This window comes from Cryobacterium luteum, from assembly GCF_900110125.1.
Lineage (GTDB): Bacteria > Actinomycetota > Actinomycetes > Actinomycetales > Microbacteriaceae > Cryobacterium > Cryobacterium luteum.
The window spans coordinates 204,781-222,004 of sequence record NZ_FOCN01000004.1; the positions used below are offsets into that span (position 1 = coordinate 204,781).

Genomic DNA, 17,224 nt, shown 5'->3' on the forward strand with positions numbered 1-17,224 from the left:
CCCTAGCGGGCCAGGTACTCGTCGTGCTGCCGATGCGCTTGCGTTACCTGTTCCCGGATCCGGTCGATGTCCTTGACTTTGTCGCGGTATTTCAACTCCATGGCCAGAACCTGCGCTTCCTCCTCGGTCAGCAGCCGGTAGATCCGCTCGCGCTCGGCGGGATCAGCGGTGTAGTCAAGATCCAGGTAGCTCACCGCGTGGCGGCGGGCGTTGTTGACGGCAGTCTGGGCCTTGCCCGCCTTGCTCAGCAGCGAGGCCACCACGGTGACGATGAGGGTGCCGATGATGACGGTCAGGGACAGGCCGGTGCTTATTTCCACGACCGGCACCGGTTCGCCGCCGTTGATGAACGGCAGGTTGTTTTCGTGCAGGGCATGAAGCACGAGTTTGACGCCGATGAACGCCAGGATTGCCGCCAGACCGTAAGACAGGTAGATGAGTCGGTCGAGCAGCCCGTCAATCAAAAAGTACAGCTGGCGCAGCCCCATCAGGGAGAACGCGGTGGCGGTGAAGACGATGTAGACGTTCTGGGTCAGCCCGAAGATCGCGGGAATGGAATCCAGCGCGAACAGGATGTCCGTGCCGCCGATCGCCACCATGACCAGCAGCATGGGCGTGAGCGCCTTCTTGCCCTCGTGCATGGTGAACAGCTTGTCGCCGTCGTAGTGCTCGGTGGTGTGGAAGCTCCGTTTGGCCAGGCGGATCATGATGTTGTCCGCTTGGTTGTCGCCGTGAGCTTCGGGCTTGAGCAGATTGCCCGCGGTAATCAGCAGGATCAGGCCGAAGATATAGAACACCCAGGCGAACGAGTTGATCAGCGCCGCGCCCAGAAAAATGAACCCGGTGCGGGCGATCAGGGAGAAGACGATACCGAACAGAAGAACCTTTTGCTGGTCTTCGCGGGGTACCCGAAAGCTCGCCATGATGATCAGGAAGACGAACAGGTTGTCCACAGACAACGCCTTCTCCGTGATGTAGCCGGCGAAATACTCCGACCCCATGGTGCTGCCGCCGAAGATCAAAACCAGGATGCCGAACAGGATGGCCAGACCTACGTAGATCGAGGACCACAGGGCCGCTTCTCTCAGCGCGGGAACGTGGGCCTTGCGGATGTGGAAGAAGTAATCGAAGGCGAGCAGCGCCAGGATGACGGCGATGGTGGAGACCCAGACGAGGGGCGAAACGGTCATGAACCTTGCTTCCCTGTGAATAGCCGCGGACGTTTGCCATACGATAACATCCGCTCCCGGGTGGTCGGCCCAGGAAGGTGGGGCTGCAGGAGGTCGGGTTACGCGCGGCGGGACCAGGCCTTCCAGAAGTGCGCCTCGGCATCCGCTGCCCGGAGCTGTTCCAGGGCGTGCAGGCGGCCGTAACTGAAGGTGTTCTCGCCGCGGAGATAGGCCTCGACCCCGCCGCGCTGCAGCAGGCGATCACGGGCGATGACGCTGTCGTGCTGGTCACCGAGAATGGTCTGCAATTTCTGCGCGAATCCGCTCACCCGGGCGGCACGCTCCGGGTTGAGCGGATGCGCCGTCTCGGCGGCGTAGCGCAGCCGCTTGGCGCGCTTGCGCACCGCGTGCAGGGCGAGGTCGCGCTCCGGCCCCGGCACGGTCTTCGCGGCGTGGCGCACGGCGCTTCGCAGTTTCTTCCACTCCTTCTTGAGCAGGGCGGGAACGACGACGCGGGCATCCTGGCCGGCCGCGGCGGTGAAGAGCGGCGTGGCGACCAGGGCGTCGGGAACTTCGAGGTCTTCGAGCGCGTCGAGCAGCCGAAAGTAGCGCCCGCTGTCGAGGGCGGCGACGAGTATGCGACCGGCGCTGCCGGCATCCGTCCCCGAGCGGGTTTCGAGGCGTTCCCGGATGGGGCCGAGCAGCAGGGCCGGGGCCTCGTGGTCGAGCAGGCTGGCGAGGCGGTGGTGCAGCACCTCTTCGTCGCGGGCGCCGCCGAGCACGGCGGCGAGCCAACCCAGTTCGGTGCGCAGGTGCTGCACGACAGCGGGATCGACGAGGGATTCATAGGTGGCCAGCACCGAACGCAGTCGGCGGGTGGCGACCCGCATAGCGTGCACGGAACCGGCGCGTTGTTGGCGAATCTCCGGATCCTGCGTGCGAATGACGCTGATCTGCTCGCGCAGGCTGGCCAGCAGCACAGTGGCGGCCGGCCTCGTGGGGGTCGGGCGCTTTCGGTTGGGTGCTGGTGTCGCCGGAAACCGGTCGCCGAGGGCACGTGCCAGTTTCGAGGGGTGCTGCGAGACCAAGATGCCGGCGCTCGCGAGCACGGCCTGTGCCGCATCGAGCAGGTCCTCGGGTGCGTCAACGAGTTCGAGCTCCCATTCACGCCAGGCCGCGGATGCGGGTTCGTGACCGAGCCGTTCGGCCTGCACCCGGTCGTCACAGAACACGGCGAGGGTTTCGCCGCCCGCTCCGACCAGGGCGCGCACCACGCGGGTGGTGTTTAGACGTGCCACGGGTATCAACGGGGAGTCACGCACGTAGACCCGCACGAGCTGGGCGAGCGATTCGGGCACGGCATCTGCTTCGTCCTGAGAATGCTTGCCGAGGGGTGCGTGGACTTCTCGGCGGCGCCCGCCGCCCTGGGGCAGTTTGAGGTGCCACCCGGCGTCGTCGCCACCGGTGCGTCGGCGCAGTGTGATGTGCGCGACCGTGAGTCTGAGGTCACTCGTGTCGAAATAGACGGCTTCGAGGTCGTGAATCATCGGTTCGGCCACGGCGTGTACGCCCGGCAGCTCGGTCAAGCCGGGCAGCACCGCCAGCTCGTCGACGTCAAACTTGCGTTCTATCTCGATACCACCGTTAGCTTCCACTGTTCCAACCTAGCGCGGGCACGCCAGGTTGGAACCTGCATGCGTCAGGCGTTGGCGAGCCACAGGTCGGGGCCGAAGATCTCATAGTGGATGCGGTCGGCCGGCACGCCGGACTCGAGCGCCTGGGAGCGCAGGCTGCGCATGAACGGGAGCGGACCGCAGAGGTACACCGAGGCATCCTCCGGGATCGTCACGTTGTCCAGCGACATGAAGCCCTCGTGGTGGCCCTCGCTCGGGATCTCCAGCCAGAGCTCGAGTTCGGCCGCCTCCAGCAGGGCGACGTCCTCGTTCATCTGGTCGCGCAGCGCCCAGCGTTCGAGGTTGCTCTCGGCGTGCAGCACGAGCACCTCACGCTTCGAGCCGGTGTCCACCAGGGAACGCAGGATGGAGGCGCTGGGGGTGCAGCCGATGCCGGCCGAGGCAAGAATCAGCGGGCCGGTGCCGTGGTCGAGGGTGATGTCACCGCACGGAACGGAGAGGATGAGTGTGTCGCCGACCTGAACGTCGCGGTGCAGCACGGGGGAGACCTCGCCGTCGGCGTCGAGCTTGGTGGTGAAGACGCGGGTGGTCGCCGTGCCGGCCGAGAGGGAGTACTGACGCACCTGGCGGATTCCGTCGGGCATGACGGCGGTGACGCTGACGTACTGGCCAGGCAGGGCGGGCGTCACGGGGGTGTCGTCGGCGGGTTCGAGGGTGAACGTCACGGCGTCGGTTCCGGCCGCTTCCTTCTTCACGACGATCCAGGGTGCGAGTGGCTTGTCGCTGGCGAGTCCGGCGTAGAGGCCCTTCTCCATCTTGATCAGGGCGTGGGCCATCAGCCAGTAGACCTCGGTCCAGGCGGCGGCGATTTCGGCCGTGATGACGTCGCTGAGCTCCTCGGCGATGCCCTCGAACAGGTACTTGTAGACGATGTCGTACTGCTCGGGCTGAATATCGAGGGAGATGTGCTTGTGGGCGATGCGGGAGAGCATGGCTTCCGGCGTGGTGTCGGGGTGCGCCACGAGGTGGGTCGCGAAGACGGCGATGCTGCCGGCGAGGGCCTGCTGCTGACTGCCGTTCTTCTGGTTGGACCGGCTGAACAGCCCGTCGAACAATTCAGGGTGGGCGGTGAGCATGCGGCCGTAGAAGTTTCGTGCGATCTGGGGCATCCGCTCGCCGACCAGCGGCAGGGTGGCTTCGATGAGGGGGAGAGACTGGGGCGAAAGCATGAATACTCCTTCTATGTAACAGACACCCGTTCGTGGGGGTCTCCTACAAAAGTAGCATTTGAAATGCCAATTAAACGGATACTTTCTACAAGTCGTAGAAAGTAGGGACTTTAGTCCTACCGCACCAAACCGAGTTCAACGAGGACCGGGCCGTTCGGTTTTCCGTGAGGAAGGGTGGAGATGACGAGACCGTCGAGCTCGCGGTAGAACGCGTCGCGGGCGCGGCGCAGGCTGCCGCGCAGGCCGCATCCGCAGAGCAGGGGGCAGGGGCCGTTGGGGGATTCGCAGGCGGCGAGGTCGGTGCGGGTGTCGAGCTGGCGCAGGAGAGAACCGACGGTGACGGCGCGACCGAGCGCGCTGATGCGCACGCCGCCGCTTCGCCCCCGAATGGCCTCGATCAGGCCGAGCTCGCGCAGTTTGAGCAGCGCCTTGCTCACGTGGTTGTAGGGGGTGCCCACCTCGGCGGCGACCACCCGGGAGGTGAACGTGACGCTCTCCGGCGCGGCACATAGCAGCATGACGACCCGCAGGCAGACGTCCGAAAAAGCGTTGATCCTCATGCCTCAACTGTAGGCGCGCTCGTTGCACCCGAGATATAAGAGAGAATGGGGCAAGTGATCACTGAGTCGGAGACGCTGTTTGAGGTAATCCGCTTCGTGGACCTGGCCGGTGTACTCGCCAACGCCATCCTCGGCGGGGTTGCCGCGCGCACGGCCCGCCTCGATATCGTCGGTTTTGTGGTGCTCGCCATCATGAGCGGGCTCGGCGGCGGCATGATCCGCGACACGCTGCTGCAGCAGGGCAGCCCGGCCGCGTTGCTCGACCCGGCCTACCTGATCTGCGCCATTCTCGGCGGGGTTATCGCCTACTTCGTCACCTTCAACGGGCGCTGGACCCGCCGTGTGCTGCTGCTGCTCGACGCGCTCGCCGTGGGCTGCTGGTCGGCGGTCGGGGCGCAGAAAGCGCTCGAAGCCGGTCTGGGCTGGCTCCCGGCGATTCTGCTCGGCATCATCACCGCGGTCGGCGGCGGAATGGTGCGCGACATTATGCTGCTCAAGGTGCCGACCATCTTTGGCGGCAACACGCTCTACGCCACCAGCGCCCTGCTCGCGAGCACCGAGATGGTCATTCTGAGCAAGCTCGGGTTCGTGGCGATCGGTACCGGCGTGGCCATTCTCAGCGGCGCCGGGCTGTCGCTGCTGGCCAAACGCTACGGCTGGATTCTGCCGACCGGCTATGCGCTGCGCATCCCGAAACCGATTCTGCTGTTGAATCCGCGGGCCTGGCGCCAGCGGCGCCTCGACGCTCGCAACGTGCGCGACGGTATCTTCCCCGACGATCCGGCTGCTTCGGTTTAGTTTGGTGGGGGCAGCGGTCGGGGGGTCGCAATCGTCCTTCTGGGCCCGCTTTTACGACGATTCGCGACCCTTCACGAACGCCGGTCGGTCAAGAAGACGCCGGGTTCAGCACGGCGAGCGTCGCCGCGTGCAGCAGTGTGTTGGTGGCCAGGGCGCTGCCGTGCCAGGGTCCGGGCTGGCCGTCGACCGAGGTGAAGGTGCCGCCGGCCTCCTGCACGATCGGAATGAGCGCCGCCATGTCGTAGGGCTGCAGGTCGAATTCGCCGGCCAGGTCGAGGTGGCCCTCGGCGAGCAGCATATACGACCACATATCGCCGTAGGCGCGGGTGCGCCAGACCTGGCGCGACAGGGTGACGAGCGCGTCGAGGTGCCCGGCTTGATCCCACTGTTGCAGGCTGCCGTAGCTGATCGATGCCTCGGCGAGGGTATCGATGCCGGAGACGCGCAGGCGGGTGGGGGCGTCGCGCAGGCGGGTGGGGGCGTCGCGCAGGCGGGTGGGGGCGGCATCCGCTTGGGTCAGGTCGCTGGACCAGGCGCCGCTGCCGGTAGCGGCCCACCAGCGTTTGCCGAGGGCGGGGGCGCTGACCACGCCGACTACCGGCACGCCGTCGATGGCTAGGGAGATCAGGGTGGCCCAGATCGGGATGCCGCGGAGGAACCCGGCGGTGCCGTCAATCGGGTCGATGATCCATTGGCGCGTCGTCGATCCGGCCGTTCCAAATTCTTCGCCGAGGATACCGTCGTCGGGCCGGTGCTCGGCGAGCAGGGCGCGGATGGCGCGCTCGACGGCCTGGTCGGCATCCGTCACCGGTGTGCGGTCGGGTTTCGTCGTCACGACGAGGTCGAGCGAGGTGAAGCGGGCGCTGGAGATGGCGTCGGCGGCGTCGGCGAGGGCCAGGCCGAGCTCTAGGTCGTCGGACAGGGCGTAAATTCGCGGTTCGGTCACGCTTCCAAGGATAGTAATTTCGCGAACGGATGCCGGTCATCGCCCCCTTTCGGCCCCGATTGGCATCGAGCCCGCTTGGGGTGTTAGGGTTACACGTTGCCGCGGGTTGATCCGCTGCCTCACATGCACCTCTAGCTCAATTGGCAGAGCAACTGACTCTTAATCAGTGGGTTCCCGGTTCAAGTCCGGGGGGGTGCACCACCGAAAACCCGTCGTCACTGTGCTGCATAGTGACGGCGGGTTTTTTTGTGCAAATGAGTGGTGTGCGTGACAGATGCTGGTTCGAGTTAAATACTTTCCAGAACGCTGACGTAGTTGGCGACGGCCAAGCCGCCCATGTTCTGAATTGCCGCTCGCTGGGCGTTGGGAAGTTGCATCGCTCCGGCGGTTCCGGTGAGCTGCATGGCCGATATCACGTGCTGCGAAACGCCGGTCGCCCCGACGGGATGTCCCTTCGACTTCAACCCTCCAGAAAGGTTGATCGGTAGTCTGCCGTCGCGAAACACCCAACCTTCGTCAAGAGCGCGGCGCCCGTGACCTCGGGGGGTCAGGCCAATTGCTTCGTAGGTCAGGAGCTCGGCGATGGTGAAGCAATCGTGCACCTCGGCGAACGACAGGTCGTCCAATTCGACGCCAGCCATCTGCAGGGCGCGCTGCCACGCGGCGACCGTGCCGGCAAAATCCAGAGGGTCTCTCTTGGCGCTGGGCAGGAAATCGTTGGCCTGGCCAAATCCCGTGAGGCGCACTCCAGTGGTGGCGGCATTCGCAGACCTGTGCGTGCTGATGATGACCGCTGCGGCACCGTCTGACACGGGTGAGCAGTCACTTCGCCGGAGTGAGCCGGCAACGATGGGGTTTTGTTCGGAAACAGTCTGGCAGAATGCCTCACCCAGATCCTTGTGCAGGTGGGCATACGGGTTGGACATTCCGTTGTGATGGTTCTTCGCCGCAATCGTTCCCAGGGGATCGCCGATCGCGCCATACCGCTGTTCGTAGGCGTCGGTGACGGTGGCAAACAGCCCCGCAAAGCCCGTGCGCGACTCCTTACCTGCCATTTCGTAGTCGGCGCCGAGAAGGGCAGCACCGACTGTCTGGGCGCCGGCGCCGGTCATCTTCTCTGCTCCGATGACAAGCACCGTCCTGGCGGTTCCGGCGAGGACTGATTTCACCCCCTGCTGAAAGGCTGCGGAGCCCGACGAGCAGGCATTCTCGACCCGCGTGGCCGGCACGTTCGCCAGATCAGCGGATGCCTGCAGCGCGAGCGAGGATGCAAACGCCAACGGTTGCATCCCGGCGTTGAACTGGCCGAGGTAGATCTCGTCCACGTCGCGGGCCTCGATACCGGCCTGTGCGATCGCCTCGATGGTCACGCGCACGATGAGCGATTCCAGGGTCTCATCGACGAGCTTGCCGAAGCGTGAGTGCCCCCATCCGGTCAGCAGCACATCTCGGCCGAATTCATCGCTGAGGCTCATACGCGTGCTCCTTCGGCCTCTGCCAGTGCTGGCGCGACCGACGGCGTCGGTGAATTGTCAGCGAAGTCGCTCGGACGGAGCACGATCAAGGCGATGATCGAGGCGACGGCGGTGCCAACGAAGAAGTACCACGGCGAGGTGATGTCCCCGGTGCGGGAGATCAGCCCGGTGGCAATCATCGGGGCGCTGCCGCCGAAGACCGCGACGGGGATGTTGTAGGCCAAGGCAATGCCGGTGGACCGCACCCGGGTCGGTAGCAGCTCACTCATCGTGGCATAGGTCGAGGAGGCGTACAGGCCGAACAGCACGGCGCTGGTGACGAGTGGCCAGATGAAGCTGGACGGAGTGGCGCCAGGGGCCGCTTGAAAGAACCAGAACAGCGTCGCCGCGGACAGTACCGCGACCGTCAGCAGGAAGGGCTTGCGACCGAACCGGTCGGTCAACATGCCGCCGAAAGGCATGACGACCGCCGAAAGCAGGCTGGCGATGAAGACATAGAGCAGCACGGTCCCGGTATCGAACTTCAGAAGGGTCGACATGAAGGTCGATGCGTAGACGAGCACCAGATAGAAGATCGAACTGTGCAGGGTGATGATGAAGAAGATGAGCGCCAGAGAACGCTTCCAGGCGAAGACTTCCCGGAGGGGGTTCTTCGACGTTTTGCCGGCCGCCTGCAGGGAGCGGAATTCCGGGCTGTCCTCGAGTTTCAAGCGGATGTAGAGCGAGATGAGTCCGAGCGGACCAGCAAGCAGGAACGGAACTCGCCAGCCCCAGGCCTGCATGACATCGGGTCCGGCCAGAAAACTCATGCCGTTGGCGACCAGGCCGCCGAGCACCAGACCCAGCACCGCAGTCACCATGAGCCAGCTGGTCGAGAACCCACGTCGGCCGGGCCCCGCGTACTCCGAGATGAACGCCGTGATCGTGCCGATCTCGCCACCAGCAGAGAAACCTTGCAAGCACCGCACCAGTATGAGCAGAATGGGCGCCGCAACACCAATAGCGTCGTAGGCGGGCAGGGCCCCCAGGAGAAAAGTCGAGCCGGCCATGAGGATAAGGACCGTGACCAGGGTCTTGCGCCGCCCGATTTTATCGGCCATCGGGCCGAAAAAGAGTCCGCCCAGCGGTCGGATGAAGAAACTCAGCGCGAAAACGGCGAAGCTGCTGAGGAGACTGGTCATGGGGTCGTCCGAAACGAAGAATGCCTGCCCAATGTAGACGGCCAGGAAGCCGTAGATTCCGTAGTCGTACCATTCGATCAGATGTCCGGTGGTCGCGCCGACGAACGCCCGGCGGCGGTGCCATGTGGTGGGTGATGAAACTTCAGATGAGAGCGCCATTGCGTCAATCCTTAGTGTGAGATGGGGGTCGAGGTGCCCGGAGGGCATGGATGGTCAGCGCCAGTTGGCGCTGAATCGCGACGTCGGTGTCGCGCCAATTCGTACCGGTCAGCTGATCGATCCGGATAAGACGTTGGTGAACGGTGTTCGGGTGCAGGTAGAGAACCTCCGCCGCTGCGGCAACATTGGAGGACTGCCGGTAGACGACTTCCAGCGTTCGCACCAGTTCTGTGGCGTGTGCGTTGTCGTAGTCGAGGAGTTCTCCGAGAACGTCCCGGACGAACTCTTCGAGGTCATCGGGAGAGGTGCTTGCCAGAATTGCAGGGAACGGTGCGACTCCGGAGCTGTCAGCCCCCTGCCCGGCGCGACCCAGTGCCACGAGCGCTCGCACGGTGTTTCGGGCATCGCGCACGCCGGCTTGAAGGGTTTGAGCTGTTGCGAGGCTGCGGCTGGCGCCAACGGTCACCACGCCATCCACTGCGGCGCACAGCGCTGCGGCCGTTTGCTCGGCGGAACGCCGTGGATTCGCGCCGGGCAGCCACAGCAAGACCTCGCCCTCTACCTCGCAGGACAATCCGCCCAGGCGATCTGCGATGCGCAGGGCAGCTCTGAGCACGTCGAATTTGCTCGAGGCGTCGCAGCCAGAGGCGATCAGTACGGTGTCCAACGCCGCAAGGTCGACTGCGACCGTACTGCGCAACACGGCGACGCGATCGCTGCGCGGATCCCGCAGCAGCTCACCGATCAGATTTGACGCGGCCTGCCGCGAGGTATTGAGGCTGGCCAGCACCGACTCGAGCAGGAGTGACCCGACGGATGCTGCCCGCACCAGAATCTGCCGAATGTGGGTCTCATCGCGTTCAGGCACGATGAGCTCGTCGGGCCGGTACAGCACGTAGCCCAGCGTGGCTGTGCTCGCCGAGAGTGGCTGCGCGTTCCAGTCGATGGCGGTGGTCAGCGCGTCCGAGTGTCCCGCTCGGGCAATTTCACGCCGCCGCTCGTCACACAGAACAACGGTGCCGCCCACGGCCGATTGCGTCAACGTGGCCAGATCCTGCAGGGAGCCGCGGCTCATGAGCAGCGTCATGAGCCGGTCCTGCAATTCCAGGATTGTCTGCGAGGTGTTTTCACTGGCGCGCAAAGCCTCGACGGCCGCCTCGAGGTTCTCGACAGTGCGCTGGTCCTGGGCGTGCACGGTAGCGTTCTCGATGATCACCCCAGCGTGTTGTGCCAGTGAGACGAGCAGCTCGACATCCTGCGGCCGGTAATCGTGGGGATGCCGGTCACCAGCCAGCAACAGACCGACAATGCGACCGGCGTAAATGACGGGAACACCGAGGATCGCGCGTAAGCCTTCTTCAACGGTGGCTGAGTCAATCGGGCCGGTGTGGGTGTACTGATCGTCGGCAAGATAATCGCTGGTCCAACTTGGCCGCAGGGTCGATGCGATGTGGCCCGAAATGCCTTGCCCGGGATCAACCGCGAGGCGGTTGAAGGCCTCACTGATAATGCCATCAGACACCCGCATCACGGCCACCCCGGTGCTCTGATCGAAGGTGAGAAAATAGGCGACGTCGGCCATGAGCAGTCGGCGGCTGCGCGAGACAATGGACTGCAACACTCCGTCGACGGCATCCAGCCCGGCGATGTCACGCACCGAGTCGCCCAGCCGAAGCAAGGCCCGTTCCCGCTCCTCCAGCTGGTCGATTCGAGTGCGCACCGTGACGGCGGCCGCAATGAGAGCGCTTTCTGCGGGGTCGACGGCGTTGCTGCCGGCAAGCCCGCGCAGTTCGGTGGTGGTGGCTCCGTCGGCCAGGCGGGTCAGCAGATCGGAGTACAGAGCGCTGCCCGAGGGCTCGGTATCGGCGCTCATGATGGTGTGGGCGCGTTGGGGGTCAGCTCGCCCGACAGCTGAAAGCGACGAATTTTGCCGACGCTCGTTCGGGGCAACTCTTCGATGACGGTCCACTCCCGGGGGCGACTCTGCGGCGGGAGGTTGAGTTGCGCCCACATCGTAAGTTGTTCCGGCAGGGGAGGATTAGCGCGATCGCGCGGTACCACGAACGCTACGGGGACCTGATCACGAATCGGATCCGGTTTCGCCAGAACGGCGGCCTCGAGCACGCCGGGTGCCTGGGCGATCACGGCCTCGATCTCTGTGAGGCTGACGTTCTCTCCGGCGACCTTGATGACGTCGTCGACCCGGCCCACGAATCGGAGCGTGCCGTCGCTGTCTCGTCGGGCGAGATCGCCCGTGCTGAACCACGTTTCGCCGTTTCTCGTCGAGAAACTGCGCGCTGTCGTGATCGGGTCGTCGAGGTAACCGGCGAATACGTCCACTCCCGGGGTGCCTTGCAGGGTCATCACGCCGGGTAGTCCCGTCGAAACGGGCTGGCCGGTCGCTGGGTCGAGCAGTTCGAGCCGTCGGCCAGCAATTGGAGTTCCGATGACGTCCGATCTCGGCAGCGCGGCCAGGTCAGCGGTGACGATCGCGGTGGTCTCGGTCATGCCATAGAGTTGCCGCGGCTGGCAGCCGGTGAGGTCTGCGAACTCGCGGTAGTGGTCGTCACCGAGGCTCTGCGCATACCAGACGTGTTTCAGGTGCAGACGCGGCGCATCCGCTGGACGACGTGCGAGAATCATGCGGATTGGAGCGGCGAACAGGCTCGCGTGGGTTGCAGCCAGTCTCGCCGCCTGTGAGAACCAGCGCGATGCGCTGAAAGTCGAGGTGAGGGCAACACTGGCCCCGACCGCGATGGCCGGCGCAAAGCAATAGAACTGGCTGTTCCCGTGAAACAGCGGTAGCGTGACCAGCCATCGATGCTGCGGCTGGAGTGAGATGATTTCGGCCATCGAGCCGGCAAGCCCGCGGTAATTGCGCTGGGTGAGCACTACTCCTTTGGGTTCTGCCGTTGTGCCTGACGTGAACATGACGGCAAGGCGATCCATCGGCAGGACGGTATCGAAGACACGATCGTCGATCATTGTGTTCGGAGCCAGAAGGGGGGAACCGGGCAGGGCGTCAGCTGCGGCCTCCGTGAGCTCAACGACCGATTCCAGTTGTCCGTCCGCGGCGGCAAGATAGACATCCCGCCTTGCTGCGGCGTAAAACCCCACTTTGGGCTTGGTCCGGCGAATTTGCGACGCCAGGTCTCGAGCAGTGGATGCGGGGTCGACGGGAATGATCCACGCGCCGAGTCGTGTCGCCGCGAGCCAGAGCAGTACGAAGGCGGGACAGTTGCGGAGCGCCAAGTGGATGGGATCACCGTGCCGGACGCCGAGATTGCACAATGTCCTTGCCGTGCGGGCGACGAGATCGTCGAACTCCCGGTAGGTCCACGCGGTGGGCTCGGAGTCCGAGTCGCTGAAGACCAGGAATACGCGACTGCTGTGCTCCGTGACCGCGTCGGCCCATAGCTGGTGGAACGTTTCTGTGTCGTGCATGGGAACCAAGCGCCTTTGCTTTAGGGATCTGCCCGAACTTCGTTGATCGAAGACGTGTCCACACTATTCCCGCGCAACCCCAACCACGATGTGAGTTCCTCACTGAAAAGTGCGGTTGAGGTGTGCACTCATCACGGCTGTGCACGTCAGAGCGCCCAAAATGTTGTTCGCGAAATGCGACTGGACGTCCGAATGCAGCTTCGCTCAGAATTCCCAAAAGATCTGAGAATCCCTCGACTTGAGCGGTTGAGCTTGGTACACTTGTTCTATGAGCCAGAGCGGCGACACCCCCCAGCCGGGCCTCGTCGATCCGTTCTTCGCCGCCCACGGCTACCGGCCTTCCACCGCCGAGGAGCGCGCCGAGTTCGAAGTGTTCTGGGCGCGGTGCCAGGCAGGCTGGCGGGTCGAGATTGCTGAGGGCCTCGGTCAGTTCGCTCCGTACGACGCCCTCGAAGATGTCGATACGGAGCCTTTCAGCACCGACCCCTTCCTATCAGATCTTGTCGGTCCGGAATGTGTCGGCCCGGAGTCCTGTCGCCGTGAGATGCCTGATGGCCCGCCCATTCCGGCCGGCCTGGACCTGACCGAGGTGTTCGCCACCGTGCCGCCCGCGGGCCTGTTCGATGATGACCTGCGGGAGGAGTTCCTCTACGCCGAGTACCTGCGCACGGAGCACGACAGCGACGACGAACCGGGCCCGAAGCTCCCGGCCGACGGCAGTCCGGCCAATGGCAGTCTGGCCGATGGCAGTCTGGCCGATGACTTGAGTCCGTTCCAGCGGCATCAGGCGCAGTTCGTTGACCGGGTGCTCTTCTTCGAGAAGATCATCGCCTGGGCGCAGGCGAGCAAGGCTGAGGTCCTCACCGAGGCGTGGGACTTCACCACCAACACCGCCGAAACCGGCTGCCCCGTGTCGGGGCCGGGCCACGAGCACGACTGGGACGCCGCCTTCGCCGCGCAACAAGGCCTCGTCGCGGAGATGGCGTGCGCGCTGCGCATCCCCAGGGCACCGCGTCCGGGCTGCTCGGAGAGAGCCGCCAACTGGTGGTCGAGCGGCCCGACACGCTCACCGCCCTCCGCACCGGAGAGATCTCCCTGCGGCACCTGAGCCGCCTGCTCGACCAACTCGGCTCCGTCCCGCAGCCCGGTCGCACCGAGCTCGAAGCAGTCCTGCTCCCGCACGCGAAACGCCTCACTCCGGCCCAGTTCGATGGCAAGGCCCGCAAACTGCGGGAACGGTTCCACCCCGACAGCATCACCGTGCGCCGCGCCAAGTGCCTCGCCGATCGCCGGGTGGAGTTCTTTCCCGACCAGGACGGCATGGCCACCCTGTGCTTGCAAACGCGTGGTTGCGCGCGGCCGGTGACGACCTCCAGGCGGTCTACACCCGCGTCACCGACGCCGCGATCAGCCTGCAAGGCCCCGACGAACCCCGCACCCTCAGTCAACTGCGCGCCGACGTCGCCATCGACCTGCTCCAGCAGGGCGTCACCGCCAGCGGCCTCGGCGCCGGACTCGGCGCTAGCTTCACTGCGGGCGCCAACGTCAACATCACCGTGCCGGTGCTCACCCTGATGGGCAAGAGTGAGGAGCCGGGCGAGCTCGAAGGCTACGGGCCGATCGACCCGGAGACCGCCCGCCGCCTGGCCGGCACCGCGACAAGTTTCCTGCGCATCCTCACCCACCCCCACACCGGCATCGTCCTCGACGTCAGCGCCGAACCCTTCCGGGTACCAGCCGCATTGAAGAAGTACCTGCGGCTGCGCGATGGAACCTGCCGGTTCCCCGGCTGCACCCGCTCCGCCGGCCACAGCGACCTCGACCACACCATCGACAGACAATTCGGCGGCCCCACCACCGCCACCAACCTGCACTTCCTCTCCCCAGCCCACCACAACCTCAAGCACTTCAGCGACTGGAAACCCATCGCCGACCCCGACGGCACCCTGCACTGGACCAGCCCCGCCGGCAAACACTACGCCACCGACCCCGCCACACGCGTGAAGCCCCCACCTGCAACAAGCACCACCAGCACCGCTCCCGCCGACCGCGGCGCCACCCCAGTCCAACCCTTGGAACTCCGTCTGGGACACCGACAATGGCGGGGACCCTGACCCCCAACCGTTCTAAGTCAAGCTATCCTCACACTGGGCGTCCGCGGAACCGCGCGTTGACCCGCGCTCGGATCCGTCCCAGAATCTCGACCGCGAGGCATCCGACGAACGCCGTGATCACCGACAGCTGCAGCAGCGCCGGCGGCGGCACCGCCAGATTGAAGAAGTCCCTCGGCAGGGGAATCGTGAGCATACCGACGAGCACGATGTACATCGCGAGCACGATGCCGACCCGTGCCAGGTTCAGCGGTCGCGAGACCACCACCAGAACCCAGAGCGCGATGAGCGAGAGGGTGATCACCGACGCCCCCTGAACATCCTCGGTGGAGAAACCGCCGACCAGGCGCGCATAGGCGTTCACCGCGAGGATGCCGGCGGTGACGATGAGTCCGGCTGGCACGGCGAACCAGAGCGAGCGTTTCAGGAATCCCGGCCGGTAGCGGCGGGTATTCGCCATCAGCGCAAGGAAGAAGGACGGGATCCCGATGGTCAGCCCGTCGGTCGCCGAGAGCTGGCGCGGCAGGAAGGGGAATCCCCAGATCAGCGCCCCGAAGATCATCGACATGGCAATGGCATACGCGGTCTTGCTCAGGTACAGTACGGAGACTCGTTCGATGTTGGCGATCACGCGGCGGCCCTCCGCCACGACGCTCGGTAGCCGGTCAAATCGGCCGTCCAGCAACACCAGACGGGACACCGCCTTGGTGGCCGCGGCGGCCGTGTTCATGGCGATTCCGATGTCGGCGTGTTTCAGCGCGAGGGCGTCGTTCACGCCATCACCGGTCATCGCGACCACGTGGCCGCGCCGCTGGAGGGCCCGCACCATATCCTTCTTCTGTGTCGGGGTGACCCGGCCGAATACCAGTTGCTGCTCCATCATGTCGGCAAGCTGGTCCGGGTCCGCGGGGAGCGTGCGGGCGTCGTAGCCCTCCTCGACGTGGATACCGACCTCCCGCGCCACTGCAGCGACGGTCTGGGGATCGTCGCCGGAGATGATGCGCACCCCGACACCCTGGTCGCGGAAGTAGGCGAGCGTGCGCGCCGCGTCGGGGCGGACCTTCTCCCGGAATGTCAGCAGCACCGTCGACGACAATCTGGAGGGGAGGCCGGCGCCGGCCGCAGTGCCTGCGGCGCCGGCGGCATTCGTTGAAATCATCTCCGAGCTGTGGGCGAGGACGAGCGTTCTCATACCGGCCGACGCGAGGGTGTTCGCTTCGCCCAGAACGGTGGCTGCGGCCGACCCCCGGGGTGATTCCGGATTCAGTACCAGCTCAGGGGCGCCCAGTACCCAGGTTCCTGCGGCGACAGTGTCAGCGCCGAACGCGACGGCACTCCACTTGCGCTCGGACGAGAACGGGATCGCGGCAACGGCACCGAGGGCGCTGTCGGCCGTGAATTCCTCGGCGAGGCACCGGGCTGTTGCGTTGGCGTTCGGGTCAGCGCCAAACCAGCCCAAACTCTCTCGCCAACCGGGCCATTCGTCGGCCCCCGTCTCGGGCGTTGCGGCGAGGGAATGCACGGCATCGAACACGATCGCGCCCTCGGTGAGCGTGCCAGTCTTGTCCAGGCAGATGATGTCCACCCGGGCGAGCACCTCCACTGCGGCCAGCTCCTGGATCAGCACCTTGTGCCGGGCCAGTCGCACGCCGCTCACGGCGAAGGCGACGCTCGTCATCAGCACCAGTCCCAGCGGCACCATGGCGATGATGCTCGCTACGGCGCCGACCACCGCGGTCCGCCAGCTGCCGCTGCTGATGGCCTGTTCCCACCCGCCCGCGGCCTGCATCTGGCCGTTGACGACGATCAGCATGATCGGCAGCAGCGCCCAGATGATCCACCGCAGCACCCGGTTGAGTCCGTTGCGAATCTCGGAATTTACCAGCGAAAACCGTTTCGCCTCGGCCGTCAGGCGGCTGGCGAAGGACTCGGCGCCGACGCGCGTAACTCGAGCCAGCCCGTGTCCGGCGACGACGCTCGATCCGGAGAGCACATCGTCTACCGGAGCCTTCAGCACGGGATCGGCCTCCCCGGTGAGCAGCGACTCGTCGATTTCGAGGCTTTCGCTGTCGATCGTTGTGGCGTCGGCGGGAATCTGGTCCCCGACTCGGAGCACCAGGATGTCTTCGTGCACCACGGCTTCGACCTCGATGTCCTGCACGGTGCCGTCTCGGAGCACGCGGGCGTGCGGGGTGTTGATCACGGCGAGCCGGTCGAGCGCGCGTTTGGCGCGGTATTCCTGCACCACCCCGATCACGGCGTTGCCAACGGCCGAGAATCCGAACAGCGCATCCCTCCACTGGCCCAGCACGAGCAGAAGAATGAAGCTCCCCGCCACAATCGCGTTGAACAGCGTGAGCACATTGGCGCGAACGATTTCCCACAAGCTTCGACTGGAGGCCTGCGAGAACCGGTTCGTGAGCCCGGCCGCGTTCCGCTGTGCTACCTGCTCGCCCGACAGGCCGAGCTGCGCGTGTGGGTGCGCGATGATTTTGGCAGTCCTGCTCACGACGGATCA

General features: G+C 65.3%; 13 protein-coding genes, 1 tRNA gene and 1 pseudogene. 5 read left to right on the top strand and 10 right to left on the bottom strand.

Translation table 11 applies throughout. From position 1 onward, the window contains the following. Positions 1-2 precede the first annotated feature (2 nt). The 4 genes from BMW72_RS06655 to BMW72_RS06670 all read right to left on the bottom strand — a co-directional run bounded on the left by BMW72_RS06655 (position 3) and on the right by BMW72_RS06670 (position 4,592). Entirely contained in the window at positions 3-1,190 is a 1,188-nt protein-coding gene (locus tag BMW72_RS06655; protein ID WP_092108515.1) for a TerC family protein, read from the bottom strand. Between the two features lie 98 nt (positions 1,191-1,288). Then, positions 1,289-2,824, bottom strand: a complete 1,536-nt coding sequence (locus BMW72_RS06660) for a CYTH and CHAD domain-containing protein (RefSeq protein ID WP_092108517.1) — start codon at positions 2,822-2,824, stop codon at positions 1,289-1,291. 44 nt (positions 2,825-2,868) lie between these two features. Then, entirely contained in the window at positions 2,869-4,032 is a 1,164-nt protein-coding gene (locus BMW72_RS06665; protein ID WP_092108519.1) for a globin domain-containing protein, read from the bottom strand. A gap of 116 nt (positions 4,033-4,148) precedes the next feature. Beyond that, positions 4,149-4,592 (bottom strand): RrF2 family transcriptional regulator, encoded by a 444-nt coding sequence (locus BMW72_RS06670; protein WP_092108521.1) that lies wholly within the window; start codon positions 4,590-4,592, stop codon positions 4,149-4,151. Positions 4,593-4,646: 54 nt separating this feature from the next. Between BMW72_RS06670 and BMW72_RS06675 the strand changes: the two genes are divergently transcribed. Then, positions 4,647-5,390, top strand: a complete 744-nt coding sequence (locus BMW72_RS06675) for a trimeric intracellular cation channel family protein (RefSeq protein WP_092108523.1) — start codon at positions 4,647-4,649, stop codon at positions 5,388-5,390. An 88-nt stretch (positions 5,391-5,478) separates the two neighbouring features. Here the strand turns inward: BMW72_RS06675 and BMW72_RS06680 are convergent, their stop codons facing one another. Continuing rightward, the gene (locus tag BMW72_RS06680) at positions 5,479-6,336 is read right to left on the bottom strand and encodes an inositol monophosphatase family protein (RefSeq protein WP_092108525.1); all 858 of its coding nucleotides are present in this window, start codon (positions 6,334-6,336) and stop codon (positions 5,479-5,481) included. Positions 6,337-6,461: 125 nt separating this feature from the next. On the opposite strand from BMW72_RS06680, the gene BMW72_RS06685 reads away from it, so the two are divergent. After that, positions 6,462-6,537, top strand: a tRNA-Lys gene (locus BMW72_RS06685). An 86-nt stretch (positions 6,538-6,623) separates the two neighbouring features. Here BMW72_RS06685 and BMW72_RS06690 read toward each other — a convergent pair. From BMW72_RS06690 to BMW72_RS06705, 4 genes are read right to left on the bottom strand one after another with little or no spacing between them, the layout of a single operon-like run. Further along, positions 6,624-7,811 (bottom strand): acetyl-CoA acetyltransferase, encoded by a 1,188-nt coding sequence (locus BMW72_RS06690; RefSeq protein WP_092108527.1) that lies wholly within the window; start codon positions 7,809-7,811, stop codon positions 6,624-6,626. After that, positions 7,808-9,151 (bottom strand): MFS transporter, encoded by a 1,344-nt coding sequence (locus BMW72_RS06695; RefSeq protein WP_092108529.1) that lies wholly within the window; start codon positions 9,149-9,151, stop codon positions 7,808-7,810. Before BMW72_RS06695 ends, BMW72_RS06690 begins: the two co-directional genes overlap by 4 nt. A 4-nt stretch (positions 9,152-9,155) precedes the next feature. Then, positions 9,156-11,024: a helix-turn-helix domain-containing protein gene (locus tag BMW72_RS06700; RefSeq protein ID WP_092108531.1), complete on the bottom strand. Its 1,869-nt coding sequence runs from the start codon at positions 11,022-11,024 to the stop codon at positions 9,156-9,158. Then, positions 11,021-12,595: a class I adenylate-forming enzyme family protein gene (locus tag BMW72_RS06705; protein WP_092108533.1), complete on the bottom strand. Its 1,575-nt coding sequence runs from the start codon at positions 12,593-12,595 to the stop codon at positions 11,021-11,023. The genes BMW72_RS06700 and BMW72_RS06705 overlap by 4 nt, the downstream gene beginning before the upstream one ends. A gap of 268 nt (positions 12,596-12,863) precedes the next feature. Here BMW72_RS06705 and BMW72_RS18670 point away from each other — a divergent pair, with 268 nt between their 5' ends. The 3 genes and pseudogenes from BMW72_RS18670 to BMW72_RS06715 all read left to right on the top strand — a co-directional run bounded on the left by BMW72_RS18670 (position 12,864) and on the right by BMW72_RS06715 (position 14,709). Further along, positions 12,864-13,703 carry a hypothetical protein gene (locus BMW72_RS18670; protein ID WP_167361060.1) on the top strand — a complete coding sequence of 280 codons (840 nt, stop codon included), beginning with the start codon at positions 12,864-12,866 and terminating at the stop codon, positions 13,701-13,703. After that, positions 13,640-13,870: pseudogene (locus tag BMW72_RS19675) on the top strand (hypothetical protein); the annotation flags it as partial. The gene BMW72_RS18670 and the pseudogene BMW72_RS19675, both read left to right, overlap by 64 nt. 56 nt (positions 13,871-13,926) lie before the next feature. Then, positions 13,927-14,709 carry an HNH endonuclease signature motif containing protein gene (locus BMW72_RS06715; protein WP_166787724.1) on the top strand — a complete coding sequence of 261 codons (783 nt, stop codon included), beginning with the start codon at positions 13,927-13,929 and terminating at the stop codon, positions 14,707-14,709. Between the two features lie 28 nt (positions 14,710-14,737). Here the strand turns inward: BMW72_RS06715 and BMW72_RS06720 are convergent, their stop codons facing one another. Further along, the gene (locus BMW72_RS06720; RefSeq protein ID WP_092108537.1) at positions 14,738-17,215 is read right to left on the bottom strand and encodes an HAD-IC family P-type ATPase; all 2,478 of its coding nucleotides are present in this window, start codon (positions 17,213-17,215) and stop codon (positions 14,738-14,740) included. Positions 17,216-17,224: the final 9 nt, after the last annotated feature.

Bases quoted from the DNA above. Each gene is read 5' to 3' on its own strand.
- BMW72_RS06655 (WP_092108515.1), bottom strand. From the start codon at position 1,190: ATGACCGTTTCGCCCCTCGTCTGGGTCTCCACCATCGCCGTCATCCTG.
- BMW72_RS06665 (WP_092108519.1), bottom strand. From the start codon at position 4,032: ATGCTTTCGCCCCAGTCTCTCCCCCTCATCGAAGCCACCCTGCCGCTG.
- BMW72_RS06670 (WP_092108521.1), bottom strand. From the start codon at position 4,592: ATGAGGATCAACGCTTTTTCGGACGTCTGCCTGCGGGTCGTCATGCTG.
- BMW72_RS06690 (WP_092108527.1), bottom strand. From the start codon at position 7,811: ATGAGCCTCAGCGATGAATTCGGCCGAGATGTGCTGCTGACCGGATGG.
- BMW72_RS06695 (WP_092108529.1), bottom strand. From the start codon at position 9,151: ATGGCGCTCTCATCTGAAGTTTCATCACCCACCACATGGCACCGCCGC.
- BMW72_RS06700 (WP_092108531.1), bottom strand. From the start codon at position 11,024: ATGAGCGCCGATACCGAGCCCTCGGGCAGCGCTCTGTACTCCGATCTG.
- BMW72_RS06705 (WP_092108533.1), bottom strand. From the start codon at position 12,595: ATGCACGACACAGAAACGTTCCACCAGCTATGGGCCGACGCGGTCACG.
- BMW72_RS18670 (WP_167361060.1), top strand. From the start codon at position 12,864: ATGAGCCAGAGCGGCGACACCCCCCAGCCGGGCCTCGTCGATCCGTTC.